Here is a 14,808-nt window from a genome sequence, read left to right on the forward strand (position 1 = left end):
CTCCCGTATCTCAGTTTCCCGGTGATCGAGCACGCTCGATCACCACGCCCACCGCGCGCGCGCCGCGCACCGCACCGGGCTTGCTCAGTTTCAGCCGCAGCCACTGCACCTCGAACTCGTCGAGCACGATCTGCGCGCAGCGCTCGGCCAGCGTTTCCACCAACCCGAAGTCCGAGCCGCGCACGTATTCCATCAAGCGCTTGCTGACCGCCTTGTAGTTGAGCGTGTCGGCGATGTCGTCGCTGGCGGCGGGCCTGCGGTTGTCGAAGCCCATTTCCAGATCGAACACCAGTACCTGGCGGATGCGCCGCTCCCAGTCGTAGATGCCGATCAGGGCGTCGATTTCCAGCCCTTCGATGAATACCTTGTCCATGTGTGAAGCGGGGATGCGGGATTGGGGAACCGGGGATGTTACGTGCTGGCGCGTTAAGGGAAGCGCAGGCCCGGAATCCGGCGACGAAGCGCCAAGACATGGGGTCGAGCGACGCACATCGCGATCGGACACGCCATCGGCCCGCCGCGATCAGGCATTCCCCGTTCCCTGTTCCCCGCTCCCTGCCGCCAACGGCGGCAGCGTCGCCATGTCCCAGCGCGGCACCACTTTCACTTCCGCCGCGCTGTGCTGGCCGGCCTGCAGGCGCAGCGCGCCGGCGAAGGCGATCATCGCGCCGTTGTCGGTGCACAGCGACGGGCGCGGGAAGCAGACGCGGCCGCCGCGGCGCTGCGCGGCGTCCTGCAGTTTCGCGCGCAGGCGCTTGTTGGCGCCGACGCCACCGGCCACCACCAGCACGTCGCAGCCGGCTTCGTCCAGCGCGCGTTCGCACTTGATCGCCAGCGTATCCACCACCGCGTCCTCGAAGCCGCGGGCGATGTCGGCGCGGGTCTGCTCGCCCTGGTCGCTGTCGCGCCAGGCCAGCAGCACCTGCGTCTTCAGCCCGGAGAAACTGAAATCCAGCCCCGGCCGGTCGGTCATCGGCCGCGCGAACTTGTACCGCCCCGGCGTGCCGGTTTCAGCCAGTCTGGCCAGCTGCGGGCCGCCCGGGTACGGCAGCCCCATCAGCTTGGCGGTCTTGTCGAAGGCCTCGCCGGCGGCGTCGTCCAGCGTCTCGCCGAGCAGGCGATAGCTGCCGATCGCGTCCACCGCCACCAGCTGGGTATGGCCGCCGGAAACCAGCAGCGCCACGAACGGCGGCGCCGGCGGGTCGTCCTCCATCAATGGCGCCAGCAGGTGGCCCTCCATGTGGTGCACGCCGATGGCCGGCACGTCCAGCGCCCACGCCAGCGAACGCGCGACCCCGGCGCCGACCAGCAGCGCGCCGACCAGCCCCGGCCCGGCGGTATAGGCCACCCCATCGATCTCGGACACGGCGATGCCGGCCTCGTCCAGGGTCTGCCGGATCAGCGGCAGGGTCTTGCGCACGTGGTCGCGGCTGGCCAGCTCCGGTACCACCCCGCCGTATTCGGCGTGCAGCGCGATCTGGCTGTAGACCGCATGGGCGCGCAGCGCGGCCGCGCCGGGCAGCGCGGTGTCGTAGACCGCCACGCCGGTTTCGTCGCAGGAGGATTCGATGCCGAGGACTTTCATGCCGCCATTGTGGACCCGTTGCCCGGCCCCGCCTACCCGCCCCACTTGCACGCCCCGGCGAAGCGGCTATAATGCGCGGCTCGCCGGGCGTGACCCGGTATCACTGTGTCCCGGAGATTCCATGCCCAGCGTCAAAGTCCGCGAGAACGAACCTTTCGAGTTTGCGCTCCGCCGCTTCAAGCGCACCTGCGAAAAGGCCGGCGTGCTGGCCGAGACCCGCAAGCGCGAGTTCTACGAAAAGCCGACCCAGGAACGCAAGCGCAAGGCCGCAGCTGCCGTGAAGCGCCAGCTGCGCCGTTCCTCGCGCGACGTCACCAAGCGTCAGCGCCTGTACTGATCGGACGCAACTCCCGGACGGAGGCCCCGGCCTTCCGTACCGGAGCAGGAGCCGGCACGCGCGAGCGTAGCCGGCTTTTTGCGTTCCCGGGTTCCACCCACGACCCCCACATTCCCGATCCCGCAAGAGGTGATCCATGAGCCTGAAACAGCAACTGACCGACGACATGAAGGCCGCCATGAAGGGCGGCGACAAGCACTCCCTCGGCGTGATCCGCCTGATCAACGCGGCGATCAAGCAAAGGGAAGTGGACGAGCGCATCGAGCTGGACGATGCCGCGGTCATCACCGTGCTGGACAAGATGGTCAAGCAGCGCAAGGACTCGGTGAACCAGTACGAGGCCGCCAACCGCGAGGACCTGGCCAAGGTCGAGCGCGAGGAGATCGGGGTGATCGAGCGCTACCTGCCGGCCAAGATGGGCGAAGCCGAGATCCTCGCCGCGATCAACGCCGCCATCGCCCGGACCGGCGCCGCCAGCGCCGCCGACATGGGCAAGCTGATGGGCGTGCTCAAGCCGCAGCTGGCCGGGCAGGCCGACATGGGGCTGGTGTCGAAGCTGGTCAAGCAGGCGCTGGCCGGCTGATTCGCTGCCGCCGGTAGGTGGATGCGGAACCGATGCCCCGCGCAAATGCGTAGGTGCCGGGCTTGCCCGGCACAGGGGCTTTCCCGGGGAAACTCCGTGCGGGGCAAGCCCCGCACCTACGGCCGGCCTCGCTTGGATGGCTCCATAACACGACCGGCTTCACTCCCCTTTACCGCTGCGTCGGTTACATCCTTCGCGGCCGGCAACGCCACCGCGCACCCGCGTCGCAGGCTGTGCCGCCACGGGTGCGCGCTTACCCTCCCGCGCATGCCCCCTTCCCTCCCAGACACCCTGAAACAACGGCTGGAGCGGCTGCAACGCAGCTTGCCGGCGGCGCTGCTGCAGCGTTTCGTCGAAGCCGACGTGATGACCCAGTCGGCCTCGCTGGCGTTCTACACCCTGCTGTCGCTGGCGCCGCTGCTGATGCTGCTGCTGTGGCTGACCGCCTCGCTGTATCCGCCGGCACAGCAGGCGCTGGTCGAGCAGATCGCCGGCCTGGCCGGCAGCAGCGTGGCCGAGGTGGCGCGCACGGTGATCGCCAACGCCAGCGCGCGGCCGGACCTGGGCTCGCTGGCCGGGGCGTGGAGCCTGTTGCTGCTGTTCGTCGGCGCCACCGTGGTGTTCGCGCAGCTGCAGGCGGCGCTGAACCGCATCTTCCGCTCGGACGAACAGCGCTTCGACGGCGCGCTGGGCTGGCTGAAGAAACGCATCTTCTCGGCCGGCGTGGTGCTGGCGCTGGGCTTCCTGCTGATCGTGTCGATGGTCGCCACCACCGCGCTGCAGGTGGTGTTCGCGCACCTGCCCTCGCTGCTGCCGGCGGTGGGCTACCTGAGTACGCTGCTGCTGTACGTGCTGGGCTTCGCCTTCCTCTACCACTACCTGCCCGACCGCCCGGTGGCATGGCGCCAGGCACTGGGCGGCGGCGCCATCACCGCGCTGCTGTTCACCCTGGGCCGCTATGGCATCGGTCTGTACCTGGCCAATGCCGCGCCCGGCAGCGCCTACGGCTCGATGGGCACGCTGGTGCTGATGCTGGTGTGGGTCTACTACGCCAGCGTGGTGTTCTTCAGCGGTGCGCTGGTCACCGCGGTCATCGACGAGCGCGCCCGATCATAGAAGCGTGCAGGAGCGACGCGAGTCGCGACCGGGTTCCCGCGAAAGTTCCCGGTCGCGACTCGCGTCGCTCCTACATGGGCAGCGCGCGCATGGCATCCTATGCGCCTGTCATGGCCCGCATCCCCGACGCATTCATCGACGACCTGCTCGCCCGCTCCGACATCGTCGAAGTGGTCGGCTCGCGCGTGCCGCTCAAGCGCCAGGGCAAGGAATATGCCGCGCGCTGCCCGTTCCACGACGAGCGCTCGGCCAGCTTCACGGTATCGCCGACCAAGCAGTTCTACCACTGCTTCGGCTGCGGCGCGCACGGCACCGCGATCAGCTTCCTGATGAACTACGACCGCCTCGAGTTCCTCGATGCGGTCGAGGAACTGGCCAAGCGCGCCGGCATGGAAGTGCCGCGCGAAACCAACCCGCGCAGCCAGCAACAGCAGGACGACAGCCGCGACCTCTACACCGCGCTGGACGCGGCCAGCCGCTTCTTCCAGAAACACCTGGAAGGCAGCGACAAGGCCCGCGCCTACCTCGACGGCCGCGGCGTCGATGCCGACACCCGCGCGCGCTTTTCCATCGGCTACGCGCCGGACGGCTACAGCGCATTGAAGGACGCACTGGGCAAGGACGAGCGGCGCATGAAGCTGCTCGACCGCGCCGGCCTGTTCTCCAAGAACGACCGCGGCCACGTCTACGACAAGTTCCGCGACCGGGTGATGTTCCCGATCTTCGACCGCCGCGGCCGCGTGATCGCCTTCGGCGGCCGGGTCATGCAGAAGGACGACGGCCCCAAATACCTCAACTCGCCGGAAACCGCGCTGTTCCACAAGGGCCGCGAGCTGTACGGCCTGTGGCAGGTGCGCCAGGCCAACCAGAAGATCGAGCGGCTGATCGTGGTCGAGGGCTACATGGACGTGGTCAGCCTGTTCCAGTTCGGCGTCACCCAGGCGGTGGCGACGCTGGGCACGGCGACCACCCCGGACCATGCCGAGCTGCTGTTCCGCAATGCGCCGGACGTGTATTTCTGCTTCGATGGCGACAACGCCGGGCGCAAGGCCGGCTGGCGCGCGCTGGAATCGGTGCTGCCGCGGATGAAGGATGGGCGGCAGGCGTTCTTCCTGTTCCTGCCCGACGGCGAAGACCCGGACACCATCGTGCGCAAGGAAGGCGCCGAGGCCTTCGACACGCGCTTGAAGCAGGCCACGCCGCTGTCGCAGTTCTTTTTCGACGAGCTCACCCGCGAGATCAACCTCGCCACGCTCGACGGCAAGGCGCGGCTGGCCGAGCGCGCCCGGCCGATGCTGGCGCAGATTCCCGATGGCGCCTTCGGCGACCTGATGAAGCAGGAGCTGCAACGCCTGACCGGCGTCGGCCGCGCACCCGCCGGCATGGCGCCGGCGCCGGTACGGCGCGCGCCTACCGCCCCGGTGCAGAAGCGCAGCCTGGTGCGCGCGGCCATCGCCCTGCTGCTGCAACAACCCTCGCTGGCCGCCAGCCTCGAAGGCCACCATGCCGTCGCCGGCCTGCGCCTGACCGGCATCGAACTGCTGCTGGAGCTGCTGGACCTCGTGCAGCAGCGCCCGGACATCAGCACCGGCACGCTGCTGCAGCACTTCGACGGCCGCGAGGAACAGGCCGCGCTGCACAAGCTCGCCGCCCTCGACCTGCCCGGCGACGAGGCCAGCTGGGCGCAGGAGCTGCACGACGCCATCGCCCAGCTGGAAAAGCAGCTGCTGCAGCAACGCGTGGGCGAATTGCAGGCCAAGCAACGCCAGCAGGGCCTGGACGAAACCGACAAATACGAATTGCGCGAATTGCTGAAGGCGCTGGCGGCAATGCGCTGACCCTCCCCCGCTCCTGTAGGAGCAACGCAAGTCGCGACCCGGCATTCCATCGCGACTTGCGTCGCTCCTACACAAGCACACCGCGCACCCGGCCGGCACCGTAACAAAAGGAGACAGTCATGAAGCACATCCACCGCATCGCCCTGCTGGCGCTCGCCCTTGCCGGCGGTAGCCACGCCAGCGAACTGCACCAACCGCGCTCCCACCTGCTCACCGGCGGCCAGCCCAGCGCCCGGCAACTGCACGAGGCGGCCGCGGCCGGCGTCACCACGGTGATCGACCTGCGCGCGCCGCAGGAAGACCGCGGCTACGACGAACAGGCCGCCGCCGAGAAGCTGGGCCTGCGCTACGTGCGCTTGCCCATCGGCGGCGCCGGCGACATCAACGAGACCAATGCGCGCACGCTGGACCGCCTGCTCAAGCAGGATGCCGGCACCACGTTGCTGCATTGCGCTTCGGGCAACCGCGTCGGCGCGCTGCTGGCGCTGGCGCATGCACGCGTGGACGGCGCTTCGGCCGAGGAGTCACTGGAGCTCGGCCGCGCCGCCGGCCTGACCTCGCTGGAACCGGCCGTGCGCGCGGTGCTGGAAGACCCGGCCAAGCCCTGAATCCACCCGAGAAGGACGTTCCCCCGATGACCCGCTGGTGGTCGCGCCTGCGGCCGGACAACTTCACCCTCGCCCTGCTCGGCACCGTGCTGCTGGCCACGCTGCTGCCGATGACCGGCACCGCCGCGCGCGGGCTGGACCGCTTCACCGACCTGGCCATCGCCACGCTGTTCTTCCTGCACGGCGCGCGGCTGCCGCGCGAGGCGGTCGTCGCCGGCCTGCTGCACTGGCGGTTGCACCTGTTGATCCTGGCCTGCACCTTCGTGCTGTTCCCGCTGCTGGGGCTGGCGTTCAAGCCGCTGGACGGCCGCGTGCTGACCCCGGAGCTCTATCTGGGCGTGCTGTTCCTGTGCGCGCTGCCGTCCACGGTGCAGTCGTCCATCGCCTTCACCTCGATGGCCGGCGGCAACGTGCCGGCGGCGGTATGCGCCGCGTCGCTGTCGAGCATCCTCGGCGTGTTCCTGACCCCGCTGCTGATGGGCGTGCTGGCCGGCGCGCAGGGCGGCATGGCCGACCCGCTGCACGCGGTCGGCGCGATCATGCTGCAACTGCTGGTGCCGTTCGTCGCCGGCCACCTGCTGCGGCCGTGGCTGGCGCGCTGGGTGGAACGGCAGCGCGCGTTGCTGCGCCACACCGACCAGGGCACGGTGCTGCTGGTGGTCTACGGCGCCTTCGGCGAATCGGTCAGCGAAGGCCTGTGGCACGACACGCCCCTCGGCTCGCTGCTGGCCGTCGCGCTGGTGTCGGCGGTGCTGCTGGCCATCGCCATGCCCGGCATCACCTGGCTGGCGCGGCGGCTGGGCTTCGGCCGCGAGGACGAGATCCCCATCGTGTTCTGCGGCTCCAAGAAGAGCCTGGCCACCGGCGTGCCGATCGCCAAGGTGCTGTTCGCCGGCGGCAGCCTCGGCGCGATCGTGCTGCCGGTCATGGTCTACCACCAGCTGCAGCTGGTCGTATGCGCGATGGTGGCGCGGCGCTACGCGCGCAAGGCCACGTAGGTACGGGGCTTGCCCCGTGCACGGCCCTCCCCGCGATCTTGCCTGCATGCCTGCGGGGCGAGCCCCGCAGCCACGAGGCAGCCGCTCAGCGCTGCCCGAACAGGTGCCTGCGCTCTTCCTCGCTCAGCGGCTTGCCCGCATCCGGGTTGACCGTCGGGCCCAGCGCGTAGGCGCGCTGCGTGGCCGGGCGCTCGGCGATGACCTGGTGCCAGCGGTGCAGGTGCGGGAAGGCGTCGAAATCGGCCGGCAGCTTGGCGTAGGCGCCGATCCACGGGTAGCTGGCCATGTCGGCGATGCCGTAGTCGTCGCCGGCCAGATACGCCGATTCGGACAGGCGCTTGTCCATCACCCGGTGCAGGCGCCGCACCTCGCTGTCGTAGCGCTCGATGGCGTAGGGGATGCGCTCGGGCGCGTACACGTTGAAATGGCCCATCTGCCCGCTCATCGGGCCGAGGCCGCCCATCTGCCAGAACAGCCATTCCAGCGTGGCCGCGCGGCCGCGCGGGTCGGCGGGGATGAAGCGGCCGGTCTTCTCGGCCAGGTACAGCAGGATTGCACCGGACTCGAATACGCTCAGCGGCGCGCCGCCGTCGGCCGGGGCGTGGTCGACGATGGCCGGCATCTTGTTGTTGGGCGAGATGGCCAGGAAGTCCGGCTGGAACTGGTCGCCCTTGCCGATGTTGACCGGCAGCAGCCGGTAGTCCAGCCCGGCCTCTTCGAGGAACAGGGTGACCTTGTGGCCGTTGGGGGTGGGCCAATAATGCAGGTCGATCATGGATGCGTCTCCGTGGGGGAACCGTGGTCGGGACCGCTACGGTAACGCTTGGCAGGTCAACGGGTGGCCGTTAATCTGCCGCACCTCCGCAACGCAGCGATCCGCCGCGCCCATGTCCGACCACAAGCCCCTGAGCCCGCTCCCGTCCCTGATCTTCGCCTCGCGCTGGCTGCAGCTGCCGCTGTACCTGGGCCTGATCGTCGCGCAGTGCGTCTACGTGTTCCTGTTCGGCAAGGAGCTGTGGCACCTGATCCATGACGCCGACGCGCTGGGCGAGCAGCAGATCATGCTGATCGTGCTCGGCCTGATCGACGTGGTGATGATCTCCAACCTGCTGGTGATGGTCATCGTCGGCGGCTACGAGACCTTCGTCTCGCGGCTGGGCCTGCAGGGCCACCCGGACCAGCCGGAGTGGCTCAGCCACGTCAACGCCTCGGTGCTGAAGGTAAAGCTGGCGATGGCGATCATCGGCATCTCCTCGATCCACCTGCTCAAGACCTTCATCGAGGCCGGCCAGCTGGGCCTGCCGCTGTGCGGCCCGGAACTGGCCGCCGGCACCGCCTGCACCAAGTTCACCTCCACCGGGGTGATGTGGCAGACCCTGATCCACTGCGTGTTCATCCTGTCGGCGATCGGCATCGCCTGGACCGACAAGCTGATGTCGAACGGGCACGCCAGGCCGAACGGCCACTGAGAGCCTGCCCCGGGACGCCGGCGATGCGCCGCCACAATGTGACGGCCATCGCTTTTTGTGCCTACCATGCCCCCTGCCTCGTGCAGCCGGGGGCGGCAATGCTAGATTCGGCCTTCGCACCGGAGCCGGCGCGGCGTCGGGAAACGCCGCGCGCACCTGCAACGCTCCAGGCGAACATACCTTCGCGTTAGTCGATTCAAGGGGAAGATTGATGTCGTACGTCTCGTTCCACGGAAAAGCGCGCCTGCTCGCGCCCACCCTGCTGGCCATCGCCCTGGCCGCCTGTTCGGGCCAGGACGCCCCCACCCCGGCCGACGCCGCCGCACCCGCCAAGGCCCCGGCCGCTGCGCCCGCCGAACCGGCGGCCGCCGCCAAGGTGCAGTCGATGGGTACCGACCAGCTGCGCGATTCGGCCAGCACCGCGCTGCGCGAGAACCGCATGTACGCGCCGGCCGGCGACAACGCGATGGAGTACTACCTGGCGCTGCGCGACAAGCTGCCCGACGACGCCTCGGTGAAGAGTGCGCTGACCGACCTGCAGCCCTACACCCTGATCGCCGCCGAGCAGAGCCTGACCCGCGAGGACTTCGACGAGGCGCAGCGGCTGGTGGCCCTGATCGAGAAGGTGGACCCCTCGGCCCCGGCGCTGCCGCGACTGAAGCAGGGCATCAGCAACGGCATGCAGGTGGCCTCGCGCCGCACCCAGGACGAGGCCGAGCGGGCCAAGCGCGACGCCGAGAACCGCGCCAAGCAGCAGGTCGAGCAGCAGCGCCTGGCCCAGCAGCAGGCCGCCGAGGCCACCGCCGCCCGCGAACTGGCCGAACGCCAGGAAGCCGCGCGCCGCGAAAGCGAGCGCCAGGAAGCCGAGCGTCAGGCCGCGGCCAAGCGCGAAGCCGACGCCCGCGCCGCCGCGCAGGCTGCCGCCACGCCGAAGCCGGCCGCCGCGCCGACGCTGCGCGCGGTCAGCACGCCGGCCCCGCGCTATCCGGCCGACGCGCTGCGCTCGGGCACTTCCGGCGAGGTGCTGGTCGAGATCACCGTCGGCACCGACGGCTCGGTCACCGATGCCCGCATCCTGCGCGCCAGCCCGCCGCGCGTGTTCGACCGCGAGGCGCTCAACGCGGTCAAGCGCTGGCGCTTCGAGCCGATAAGCAGCCCGACCACCACCCGCCGCACGCTGGCGTTCCAGCCGAACAACTGACCGGCACCCCGCGTCGCGGAAACAGGAAAGGCCCGGAGCGATCCGGGCCTTTCGTTTTTTCTCCTCAAAACCTCGCAGGTGCGGGGCTCGCTCGCCCCGCATCGGTGCGTTACCGGGGAAGCCCCGTGCCGGGCAAGCCCGGCACCTACGGCAAGCTCAGGCGGATCGATACTCCACGTAGATACCGTCTTGCTCAGGCGTGTGCAATGGCCTTTCGGGGATCGAAGGGGGTAGCGGACTTGAGCACCCCCCAGACAATGTGCAGGAGCTTTCGCATCAAGGCGCAGAGGATGAGCTTGGGCGGCTTGCCCCGTTCGGCCAGTCGCCGGGCAAAGGCGGCCAGCACGGGGTTGTGGCGCTTGCCCACCAGGGCCGGCATGTAGAGCTTGGCGCGCAGTGTGGCATTGCCGACACGCGAGATGCGGACCTTGCCTTCGTGCGTGCCGGACTGCCGGCGGGCTGGATTCAGCCCGGCATGGGCCACGATCTGGCCCACGTCGCTGTACTGGTTCAGCTCGCCCAGACACGCCAGCAGGAAGGCGCTGGTGGTGCCGGAGATGCCCGGGATGGTGGTAAGCAGGTCACGCCGTCCGCGCAGGTCCGGGTCATTGTCGATGTGCTCGTTGATCGCCTTCTCGATCTGGGTGATCTGCTGTTCCAGCGTCGCCACGACCTGGCCGATGCTCGCGGCCAACGCCGCATGGGTGCTCTCCAGCCGATTGAGCTCCATCTGCCGCATCTGCTTGAGCTCGTCCCGTCGGCGCACCAAGGCCCGCAACGTGCGCTCGACCGGTGTCGGCGGCACGTAGGGATGAAGCCGGTCCGGCTCCTGCAGGCGCGACTGCAAGAACCGGGCGATGAGCTTGGCATCGGTCCGGTCGGTCTTGGTCCGCAGCAACTCGCTCTGGCCGTAAGCCTTGATCTGCGCCGGATTGACCACGTAGACGGTGACCCCGGCCGCGACCAGCCGCTCGGCCAGCGCCTCGTGGTAGATACCCGTGGCTTCCATGCCCACCGCCGCTTCCGGGGCGTGAGCCTGTCTCCAGGCCAGCAGTTGTTCCCAACCCGCGGCGGTGTTGCCGAGCTTGCCCCGGGTGCGGTACTTGCCCTGCCCCAGTGGCAGGGCGATGTCGAAGGTGGCCTTGGCCACGTCGATGCCTATCACCTGCATGTCTCTGTCTCCTGCTGTCGAACCGGATACAGTGACCGCCTGGCTTGCCCTTGTTCGTGCTGGCTCTCGCAAAAGCGGGCCGAAGATACCGTTCAAGCTCCAGGGCGGAAAAGGGTTCCGATGTGCCGGATCTACGGTGCGAGCTCGAAGGCTCAAGTGCGGAGACGGCATCATCGGAACCTCCCGGATCACTCCGGGGAAGTCTGCCTGATCGGGGCAGGCTTCAAGACACAAGATGCGGGGCTTGCCCCGCATGAAGCCTTGCCGGGCAAGCCCGGCGCCTGCGGCATGCAGCAATCAGGTATTGCGAGGGCATCGCCCCTCTCGCCCCACGGGGAGAGGGGCTTTGCGCATCAGCCCGAGATCGCCAGCTTCTCCTGCTTGTAGCGCAATACCGCCAGCGCCCACAGCAGCGCGGCCAGGACCAGCGAGCTGAGCAGGTACAGGCCCCACTGTTCGGCCGAGGCAGCTTCGCCGCGGGTGATCTTCTGGATCATCTGGTTCTGCGACAGAAACGGCACCGCGTACTGCCACAGCGCCGTGTCCTTCAGCGGGTAAGCCATCAGCCCGTAGGCCGGCAGCATCGGCAGCATCATCAGCCACATCATGTGGCTCTGCGCTTCCTTCATGCTCTTGGCCCCGGCCGCCAGCGCGGTGATCAGCGCGGTGCCGATCAGCACCAGCGGCAGCAGCGTCAACAACAACTTGCCCATCGCCGCGAAGCTGACGTCCATCGACGCCGCGCTGCCGCCGGCAACGCTGGCGCTGAGCTTGAAGCTGAGCAGGATCAACAACATCGAGACCATGCCCAGCAACGCGGCGGCCAGCATCTTGCCGCCCACCAGCGCCGCCCGCGATACCGGGGTGGCCAGCAGCGGTTCCAGCGATTGCCGTTCGCGCTCGCCGGCGGTGGTATCCATCGCCAGATGGGCGCCGCCGATGAAGGCGAAGATGGTCAGGATCATCGGCAATATCACCGACATGAAGCCGCTGCTCTTGGCTTCCGGCGTGGCCATGTCACGGGTGCCCACGTTCAGCGGTGCGGCGACGGCCGGATTGATGCCGCGCACCAGCAGGCGCATCGCGCCGACGCCGCTGCCGTAGCCCTCCAGCACCTTGCTCACCCGCGCCACCACCACGTCGCTGTTGCGGCGGGTGGTGTCGGTGATGATGTCGACCTTGGCCGGCTTGCCAGCGTGCCAGTCATCGGCGAAGTCCTCGCTGATGGCCAGCGCCACGTCTTCCTTCTGGGCGCGGATGCGGGCCTCGATGTCGGCCGGCGCGGGGTGGGTGTCGATGCCGTAGCTGGCCAGATACTTGAGCAGGTTGGGCGCGCGTTCGATGCCCAGCACCGGTACGTCGATGTTCTTTTCAAGCTGGGTTTCCACCCGCATCTGGCTGAGCTTGCCGATGCCCCAGAAGATCAGCGGGTACAGCAGCGGCGCGACCAGCAGGCTGAGCAGGAAGGTGCGGCGGTCGCGGAAGAAGTCGCGCCATTCCTTGCGCATCACCGTGAACATGCTGCCGAAGAACGAAGTCCTGTTCATGCGTGCAAGCCCTCCTCGCTGCCGATCAGTTTGACGAAGGCGTCCTCCAGGTTGGCCTCGCCGGTGGCCGCGCGCAGCTCGTCCGGCGTGCCCTGCGCGGCCACCCGGCCGTGCGCGATGACCACGATGCGGTCACACAATGCCGCCACCTCCTGCATGATGTGGCTGGAGAAGATCACGCAGCGCCCTTCGGCGCGCAGTTCCTTGAGGAAGCCGCGCAGGCCGCGCGTGGTCATCACGTCCAGGCCGTTGGTCGGCTCGTCGAGGATCACGTTCCGCGGGTCGTGCACCAGCGCGCGGGCGATGGCGGTCTTGGTGCGCTGGCCCTGGCTGAAGCCCTCGGTGGCACGGTCGAGGAAATCCTCCATCTGCAGCGCCGCCGCCAGCTTCGCGGTGCGCTGGGCGATCTCCTGTGCGCCCATGCCGTGCAGCTGGCCGAAGTAGTCGATGTTCTCGCGCGCGGTCAGGCGCTTGTACACGCCGCGCGCGTCGGGCAGCACGCCCAGGCTGCGGCGCACGCGCTCGGGGTCGGCGGCCACGTCGACGTCGTCCACCAGCACGCGCCCGGTTTCCGGCGACATCAGGGTGTAGAGCATGCGCAGCGTGGTGGTCTTGCCGGCGCCGTTGGGGCCGAGCAGGCCGGTGATCTCGCCGTCGCGGGCGATGAAGCCGACGTCGTCCACGGCGACCACCGGCGTCTTGTCCTTGCCCCGTCCGGGGAAGGTCTTGCGGAGATGTTCTGCAACGATCATTGCAAGGTTCCTGTTGGCTGTGTGCTTACGGCTCGGCGCCGTTGAAGCTGGTGAACGGGGCGACGTAGTCGAGCTTTTCCAGGCAGCTGCCGTCGAGCGCCCCGGCGTCGTTCTTTTCCATGAACTGGGCGAACAGCTTGGGCATGCAGCCCGCGCCCAGCACCGAGTGGCCCTGCCCGCGCAGCACGAACAGGCGGCCGTTCGGCAGGGTCTTGACCACCTCCTCGCCGTAGCGCGGCGGCGTGACCGGGTCGAACTCGCCCTCCAGCACCAGCGCCGGCACGTCGCTGGACAGCGCATCGTGGAAGTCGGCCGGCACCTGCCCCTTCGGCCACGCCTCGCACATCGCCGCCAGGCCCTCGGACATGCGGTTGCCGAGCACGGTGCCGGCGTCCTCGGTGCGCGCGACCATGCCGTCGCCGTCCTCGCTGCACACCACCGACAGCTGCATGCCCATCGCCATCGCGTCCTTCATCCCGTCGGCCACCATCTGCACCAGCGCCATCAGGTTCTCGTAGCGGCCGGCGTTGGCCTCGTGGATCAGCTTGGGCAGCAGCGCGCTGGCCAGCGGCATGTAGGCGTACATGCGCACCAGCCCGGCCACCGATTCGGCGCGCAACGTGCCCTGCTTCTGCTCGCCGCTGCTGGCGTCGCGGTAGCTCACCTCCACCGGCTGCGCGCGCAGCCTGGCCAGCAGTGCATCGAGCTCGGCGCGCGGGTCGCCCAGCTTGTCCTTGCACGCAGGGTCCTTGCTGCACAGGGCGAACTGCAGTGCCAGCGCGTCGTCGAGGTTGCGCGCGAAGATGTTGCCCAGCTGCAGCGTGTTGGGCACCACCGAATCGAGCACGATGCTGCGCGTGCTGGCCGGGTAGCGCATGGCGTACTGCTGGGCGACGCGGGTGCCGTAGCTGACGCCGACCAGGTTGATCTGCGCCGCGCCGATGGCCTTGCGCACGTCGTCGAGGTCGGCGATGGCGTCGGTGGTGGTGTAGTGGCGCAGGTCGGCCTTTTCCGACAGCGTTTCCACGCATTGCGCCGCCTGCGCACGCATCGCCGCCGGCGAGATGTCGGTGGCCGCGTCGTCATCGTCCCCGCAGGCCAGCAGGTTGGATTTTCCGGTACCGCGCTGGTCGACGAGGATGACGCTGCGCCGCTTGCGCACTTCCTTGAACACCGGGTCCAGCTGCGGGTAGCTGGCCACCGCCGCCTGGCCGGGGCCGCCGGCGAGGAAGAACACCGGGTCGGGCAGCTTCTCGCCGCCGCCGCCGGGCTGCAGCCAGGCGATGTTGAGCGCGATCTTGCGCCCGGCCGGGTTGGCGCGGTCCTCGGGCACCTCGAAGGTCGCGCATTGCGCTTCCAGGCTGGTGCGGCTCATCGGCGCGCTGAGGCTGCACGGGGTGAAGGCGATGCTGCCCAGCTTCACCGGTTCGACCGGTGCCACCGGCGCGGCGTCGGCCTTGCCGGCCGCGGCATCGGGCGCATCGGGCGCATCGGGTTTGTGCTGCATGGCGCGGTAGCCGAACACGCCGGCTATCACGGCCACGGCCAGGATGGTGCGGGTCTTGCGGGACATCATCGGAACGGCCCCTCTGGTTGGGTGGAA

The 14,808-nt window shown here is 69.0% G+C and carries 14 protein-coding genes and 1 pseudogene; 8 read left to right on the forward strand and 7 right to left on the reverse strand.

Annotated elements, in window-relative coordinates; all coding sequences use genetic code 11:
- Nucleotides 1-10 precede the first annotated feature (10 nt).
- Together folB and tsaD are read right to left on the reverse strand one after the other, a co-directional pair.
- Nucleotides 11-373 carry a dihydroneopterin aldolase gene (folB, locus tag MIC98_RS00440; RefSeq protein ID WP_057639193.1) on the reverse strand — a complete coding sequence of 121 codons (363 nt, stop codon included), beginning with the start codon at nucleotides 371-373 and terminating at the stop codon, nucleotides 11-13.
- Nucleotides 374-523: 150 nt separating this feature from the next.
- Complete coding sequence (tsaD, locus tag MIC98_RS00445; protein ID WP_239734896.1) at nucleotides 524-1,585, reverse strand: tRNA (adenosine(37)-N6)-threonylcarbamoyltransferase complex transferase subunit TsaD; 1,062 nt, start codon at nucleotides 1,583-1,585, stop codon at nucleotides 524-526.
- Nucleotides 1,586-1,706: 121 nt separating this feature from the next.
- On the opposite strand from tsaD, the gene rpsU reads away from it, so the two are divergent.
- The 6 genes and pseudogenes from rpsU to MIC98_RS00475 all read left to right on the forward strand — a co-directional run bounded on the left by rpsU (nucleotide 1,707) and on the right by MIC98_RS00475 (nucleotide 7,065).
- Entirely contained in the window at nucleotides 1,707-1,922 is a 216-nt protein-coding gene (rpsU, locus tag MIC98_RS00450) for a 30S ribosomal protein S21 (protein ID WP_002808376.1), read from the forward strand.
- Between the two features lie 136 nt (nucleotides 1,923-2,058).
- A complete protein-coding gene (locus tag MIC98_RS00455) occupies nucleotides 2,059-2,505 on the forward strand; it encodes a GatB/YqeY domain-containing protein (protein WP_239734897.1) in 447 nt (148 codons plus the stop codon).
- A 267-nt stretch (nucleotides 2,506-2,772) separates the two neighbouring features.
- Nucleotides 2,773-3,618 (forward strand): annotated as a pseudogene (locus MIC98_RS00460) (YihY/virulence factor BrkB family protein); the annotation flags it as partial.
- Between the two features lie 113 nt (nucleotides 3,619-3,731).
- Entirely contained in the window at nucleotides 3,732-5,459 is a 1,728-nt protein-coding gene (dnaG, locus tag MIC98_RS00465; protein WP_239734898.1) for a DNA primase, read from the forward strand.
- Nucleotides 5,460-5,578: 119 nt separating this feature from the next.
- A complete protein-coding gene (locus tag MIC98_RS00470; protein WP_239734899.1) occupies nucleotides 5,579-6,067 on the forward strand; it encodes a sulfur transferase domain-containing protein in 489 nt (162 codons plus the stop codon).
- A 26-nt stretch (nucleotides 6,068-6,093) separates the two neighbouring features.
- Nucleotides 6,094-7,065 (forward strand): bile acid:sodium symporter family protein, encoded by a 972-nt coding sequence (locus tag MIC98_RS00475; protein WP_239734900.1) that lies wholly within the window; start codon nucleotides 6,094-6,096, stop codon nucleotides 7,063-7,065.
- A gap of 85 nt (nucleotides 7,066-7,150) precedes the next feature.
- Here MIC98_RS00475 and MIC98_RS00480 read toward each other — a convergent pair whose 3' ends face one another.
- On the reverse strand, nucleotides 7,151-7,840 hold the full coding sequence (locus MIC98_RS00480) for a glutathione binding-like protein (RefSeq protein ID WP_239734901.1): 690 nt from the start codon (nucleotides 7,838-7,840) through the stop codon (nucleotides 7,151-7,153).
- A 112-nt stretch (nucleotides 7,841-7,952) separates the two neighbouring features.
- Here MIC98_RS00480 and MIC98_RS00485 point away from each other — a divergent pair, with 112 nt between their 5' ends.
- Entirely contained in the window at nucleotides 7,953-8,534 is a 582-nt protein-coding gene (locus tag MIC98_RS00485; RefSeq protein WP_239734902.1) for a TIGR00645 family protein, read from the forward strand.
- 211 nt (nucleotides 8,535-8,745) lie between these two features.
- Nucleotides 8,746-9,735 (forward strand): energy transducer TonB, encoded by a 990-nt coding sequence (locus MIC98_RS00490; protein WP_239734903.1) that lies wholly within the window; start codon nucleotides 8,746-8,748, stop codon nucleotides 9,733-9,735.
- A 193-nt stretch (nucleotides 9,736-9,928) separates the two neighbouring features.
- Here MIC98_RS00490 and MIC98_RS00495 read toward each other — a convergent pair whose 3' ends face one another.
- The 4 genes from MIC98_RS00495 to MIC98_RS00510 all read right to left on the reverse strand — a co-directional run bounded on the left by MIC98_RS00495 (nucleotide 9,929) and on the right by MIC98_RS00510 (nucleotide 14,778).
- The gene (locus MIC98_RS00495) at nucleotides 9,929-10,906 is read right to left on the reverse strand and encodes an IS110 family transposase (protein WP_239734904.1); all 978 of its coding nucleotides are present in this window, start codon (nucleotides 10,904-10,906) and stop codon (nucleotides 9,929-9,931) included.
- Between the two features lie 353 nt (nucleotides 10,907-11,259).
- Complete coding sequence (locus MIC98_RS00500; protein ID WP_057640106.1) at nucleotides 11,260-12,453, reverse strand: ABC transporter permease; 1,194 nt, start codon at nucleotides 12,451-12,453, stop codon at nucleotides 11,260-11,262.
- The gene (locus MIC98_RS00505) at nucleotides 12,450-13,205 is read right to left on the reverse strand and encodes an ATP-binding cassette domain-containing protein (protein ID WP_057640105.1); all 756 of its coding nucleotides are present in this window, start codon (nucleotides 13,203-13,205) and stop codon (nucleotides 12,450-12,452) included. Before MIC98_RS00505 ends, MIC98_RS00500 begins: the two co-directional genes overlap by 4 nt.
- 25 nt (nucleotides 13,206-13,230) lie before the next feature.
- Entirely contained in the window at nucleotides 13,231-14,778 is a 1,548-nt protein-coding gene (locus MIC98_RS00510; protein WP_239734905.1) for an alpha/beta hydrolase, read from the reverse strand.
- Nucleotides 14,779-14,808 lie beyond the last annotated feature (30 nt).

This window comes from Stenotrophomonas sp. NLF4-10 (genome assembly GCF_022359915.1).
Taxonomy (GTDB): Bacteria; Pseudomonadota; Gammaproteobacteria; order Xanthomonadales; family Xanthomonadaceae; genus Stenotrophomonas; species Stenotrophomonas daejeonensis.

Excerpts from the sequence above, each read along its gene's own strand:
- folB (WP_057639193.1), bottom strand. The coding sequence starts at position 373 with ATGGACAAGGTATTCATCGAAGGGCTGGAAATCGACGCCCTGATCGGC.
- tsaD (WP_239734896.1), bottom strand. The coding sequence starts at position 1,585 with ATGAAAGTCCTCGGCATCGAATCCTCCTGCGACGAAACCGGCGTGGCG.
- rpsU (WP_002808376.1), top strand. The coding sequence starts at position 1,707 with ATGCCCAGCGTCAAAGTCCGCGAGAACGAACCTTTCGAGTTTGCGCTC.
- MIC98_RS00455 (WP_239734897.1), top strand. The coding sequence starts at position 2,059 with ATGAGCCTGAAACAGCAACTGACCGACGACATGAAGGCCGCCATGAAG.
- dnaG (WP_239734898.1), top strand. The coding sequence starts at position 3,732 with ATGGCCCGCATCCCCGACGCATTCATCGACGACCTGCTCGCCCGCTCC.
- MIC98_RS00470 (WP_239734899.1), top strand. The coding sequence starts at position 5,579 with ATGAAGCACATCCACCGCATCGCCCTGCTGGCGCTCGCCCTTGCCGGC.
- MIC98_RS00475 (WP_239734900.1), top strand. The coding sequence starts at position 6,094 with ATGACCCGCTGGTGGTCGCGCCTGCGGCCGGACAACTTCACCCTCGCC.
- MIC98_RS00480 (WP_239734901.1), bottom strand. The coding sequence starts at position 7,840 with ATGATCGACCTGCATTATTGGCCCACCCCCAACGGCCACAAGGTCACC.
- MIC98_RS00485 (WP_239734902.1), top strand. The coding sequence starts at position 7,953 with ATGTCCGACCACAAGCCCCTGAGCCCGCTCCCGTCCCTGATCTTCGCC.
- MIC98_RS00490 (WP_239734903.1), top strand. The coding sequence starts at position 8,746 with ATGTCGTACGTCTCGTTCCACGGAAAAGCGCGCCTGCTCGCGCCCACC.
- MIC98_RS00495 (WP_239734904.1), bottom strand. The coding sequence starts at position 10,906 with ATGCAGGTGATAGGCATCGACGTGGCCAAGGCCACCTTCGACATCGCC.
- MIC98_RS00500 (WP_057640106.1), bottom strand. The coding sequence starts at position 12,453 with ATGAACAGGACTTCGTTCTTCGGCAGCATGTTCACGGTGATGCGCAAG.
- MIC98_RS00505 (WP_057640105.1), bottom strand. The coding sequence starts at position 13,205 with ATGATCGTTGCAGAACATCTCCGCAAGACCTTCCCCGGACGGGGCAAG.
- MIC98_RS00510 (WP_239734905.1), bottom strand. The coding sequence starts at position 14,778 with ATGTCCCGCAAGACCCGCACCATCCTGGCCGTGGCCGTGATAGCCGGC.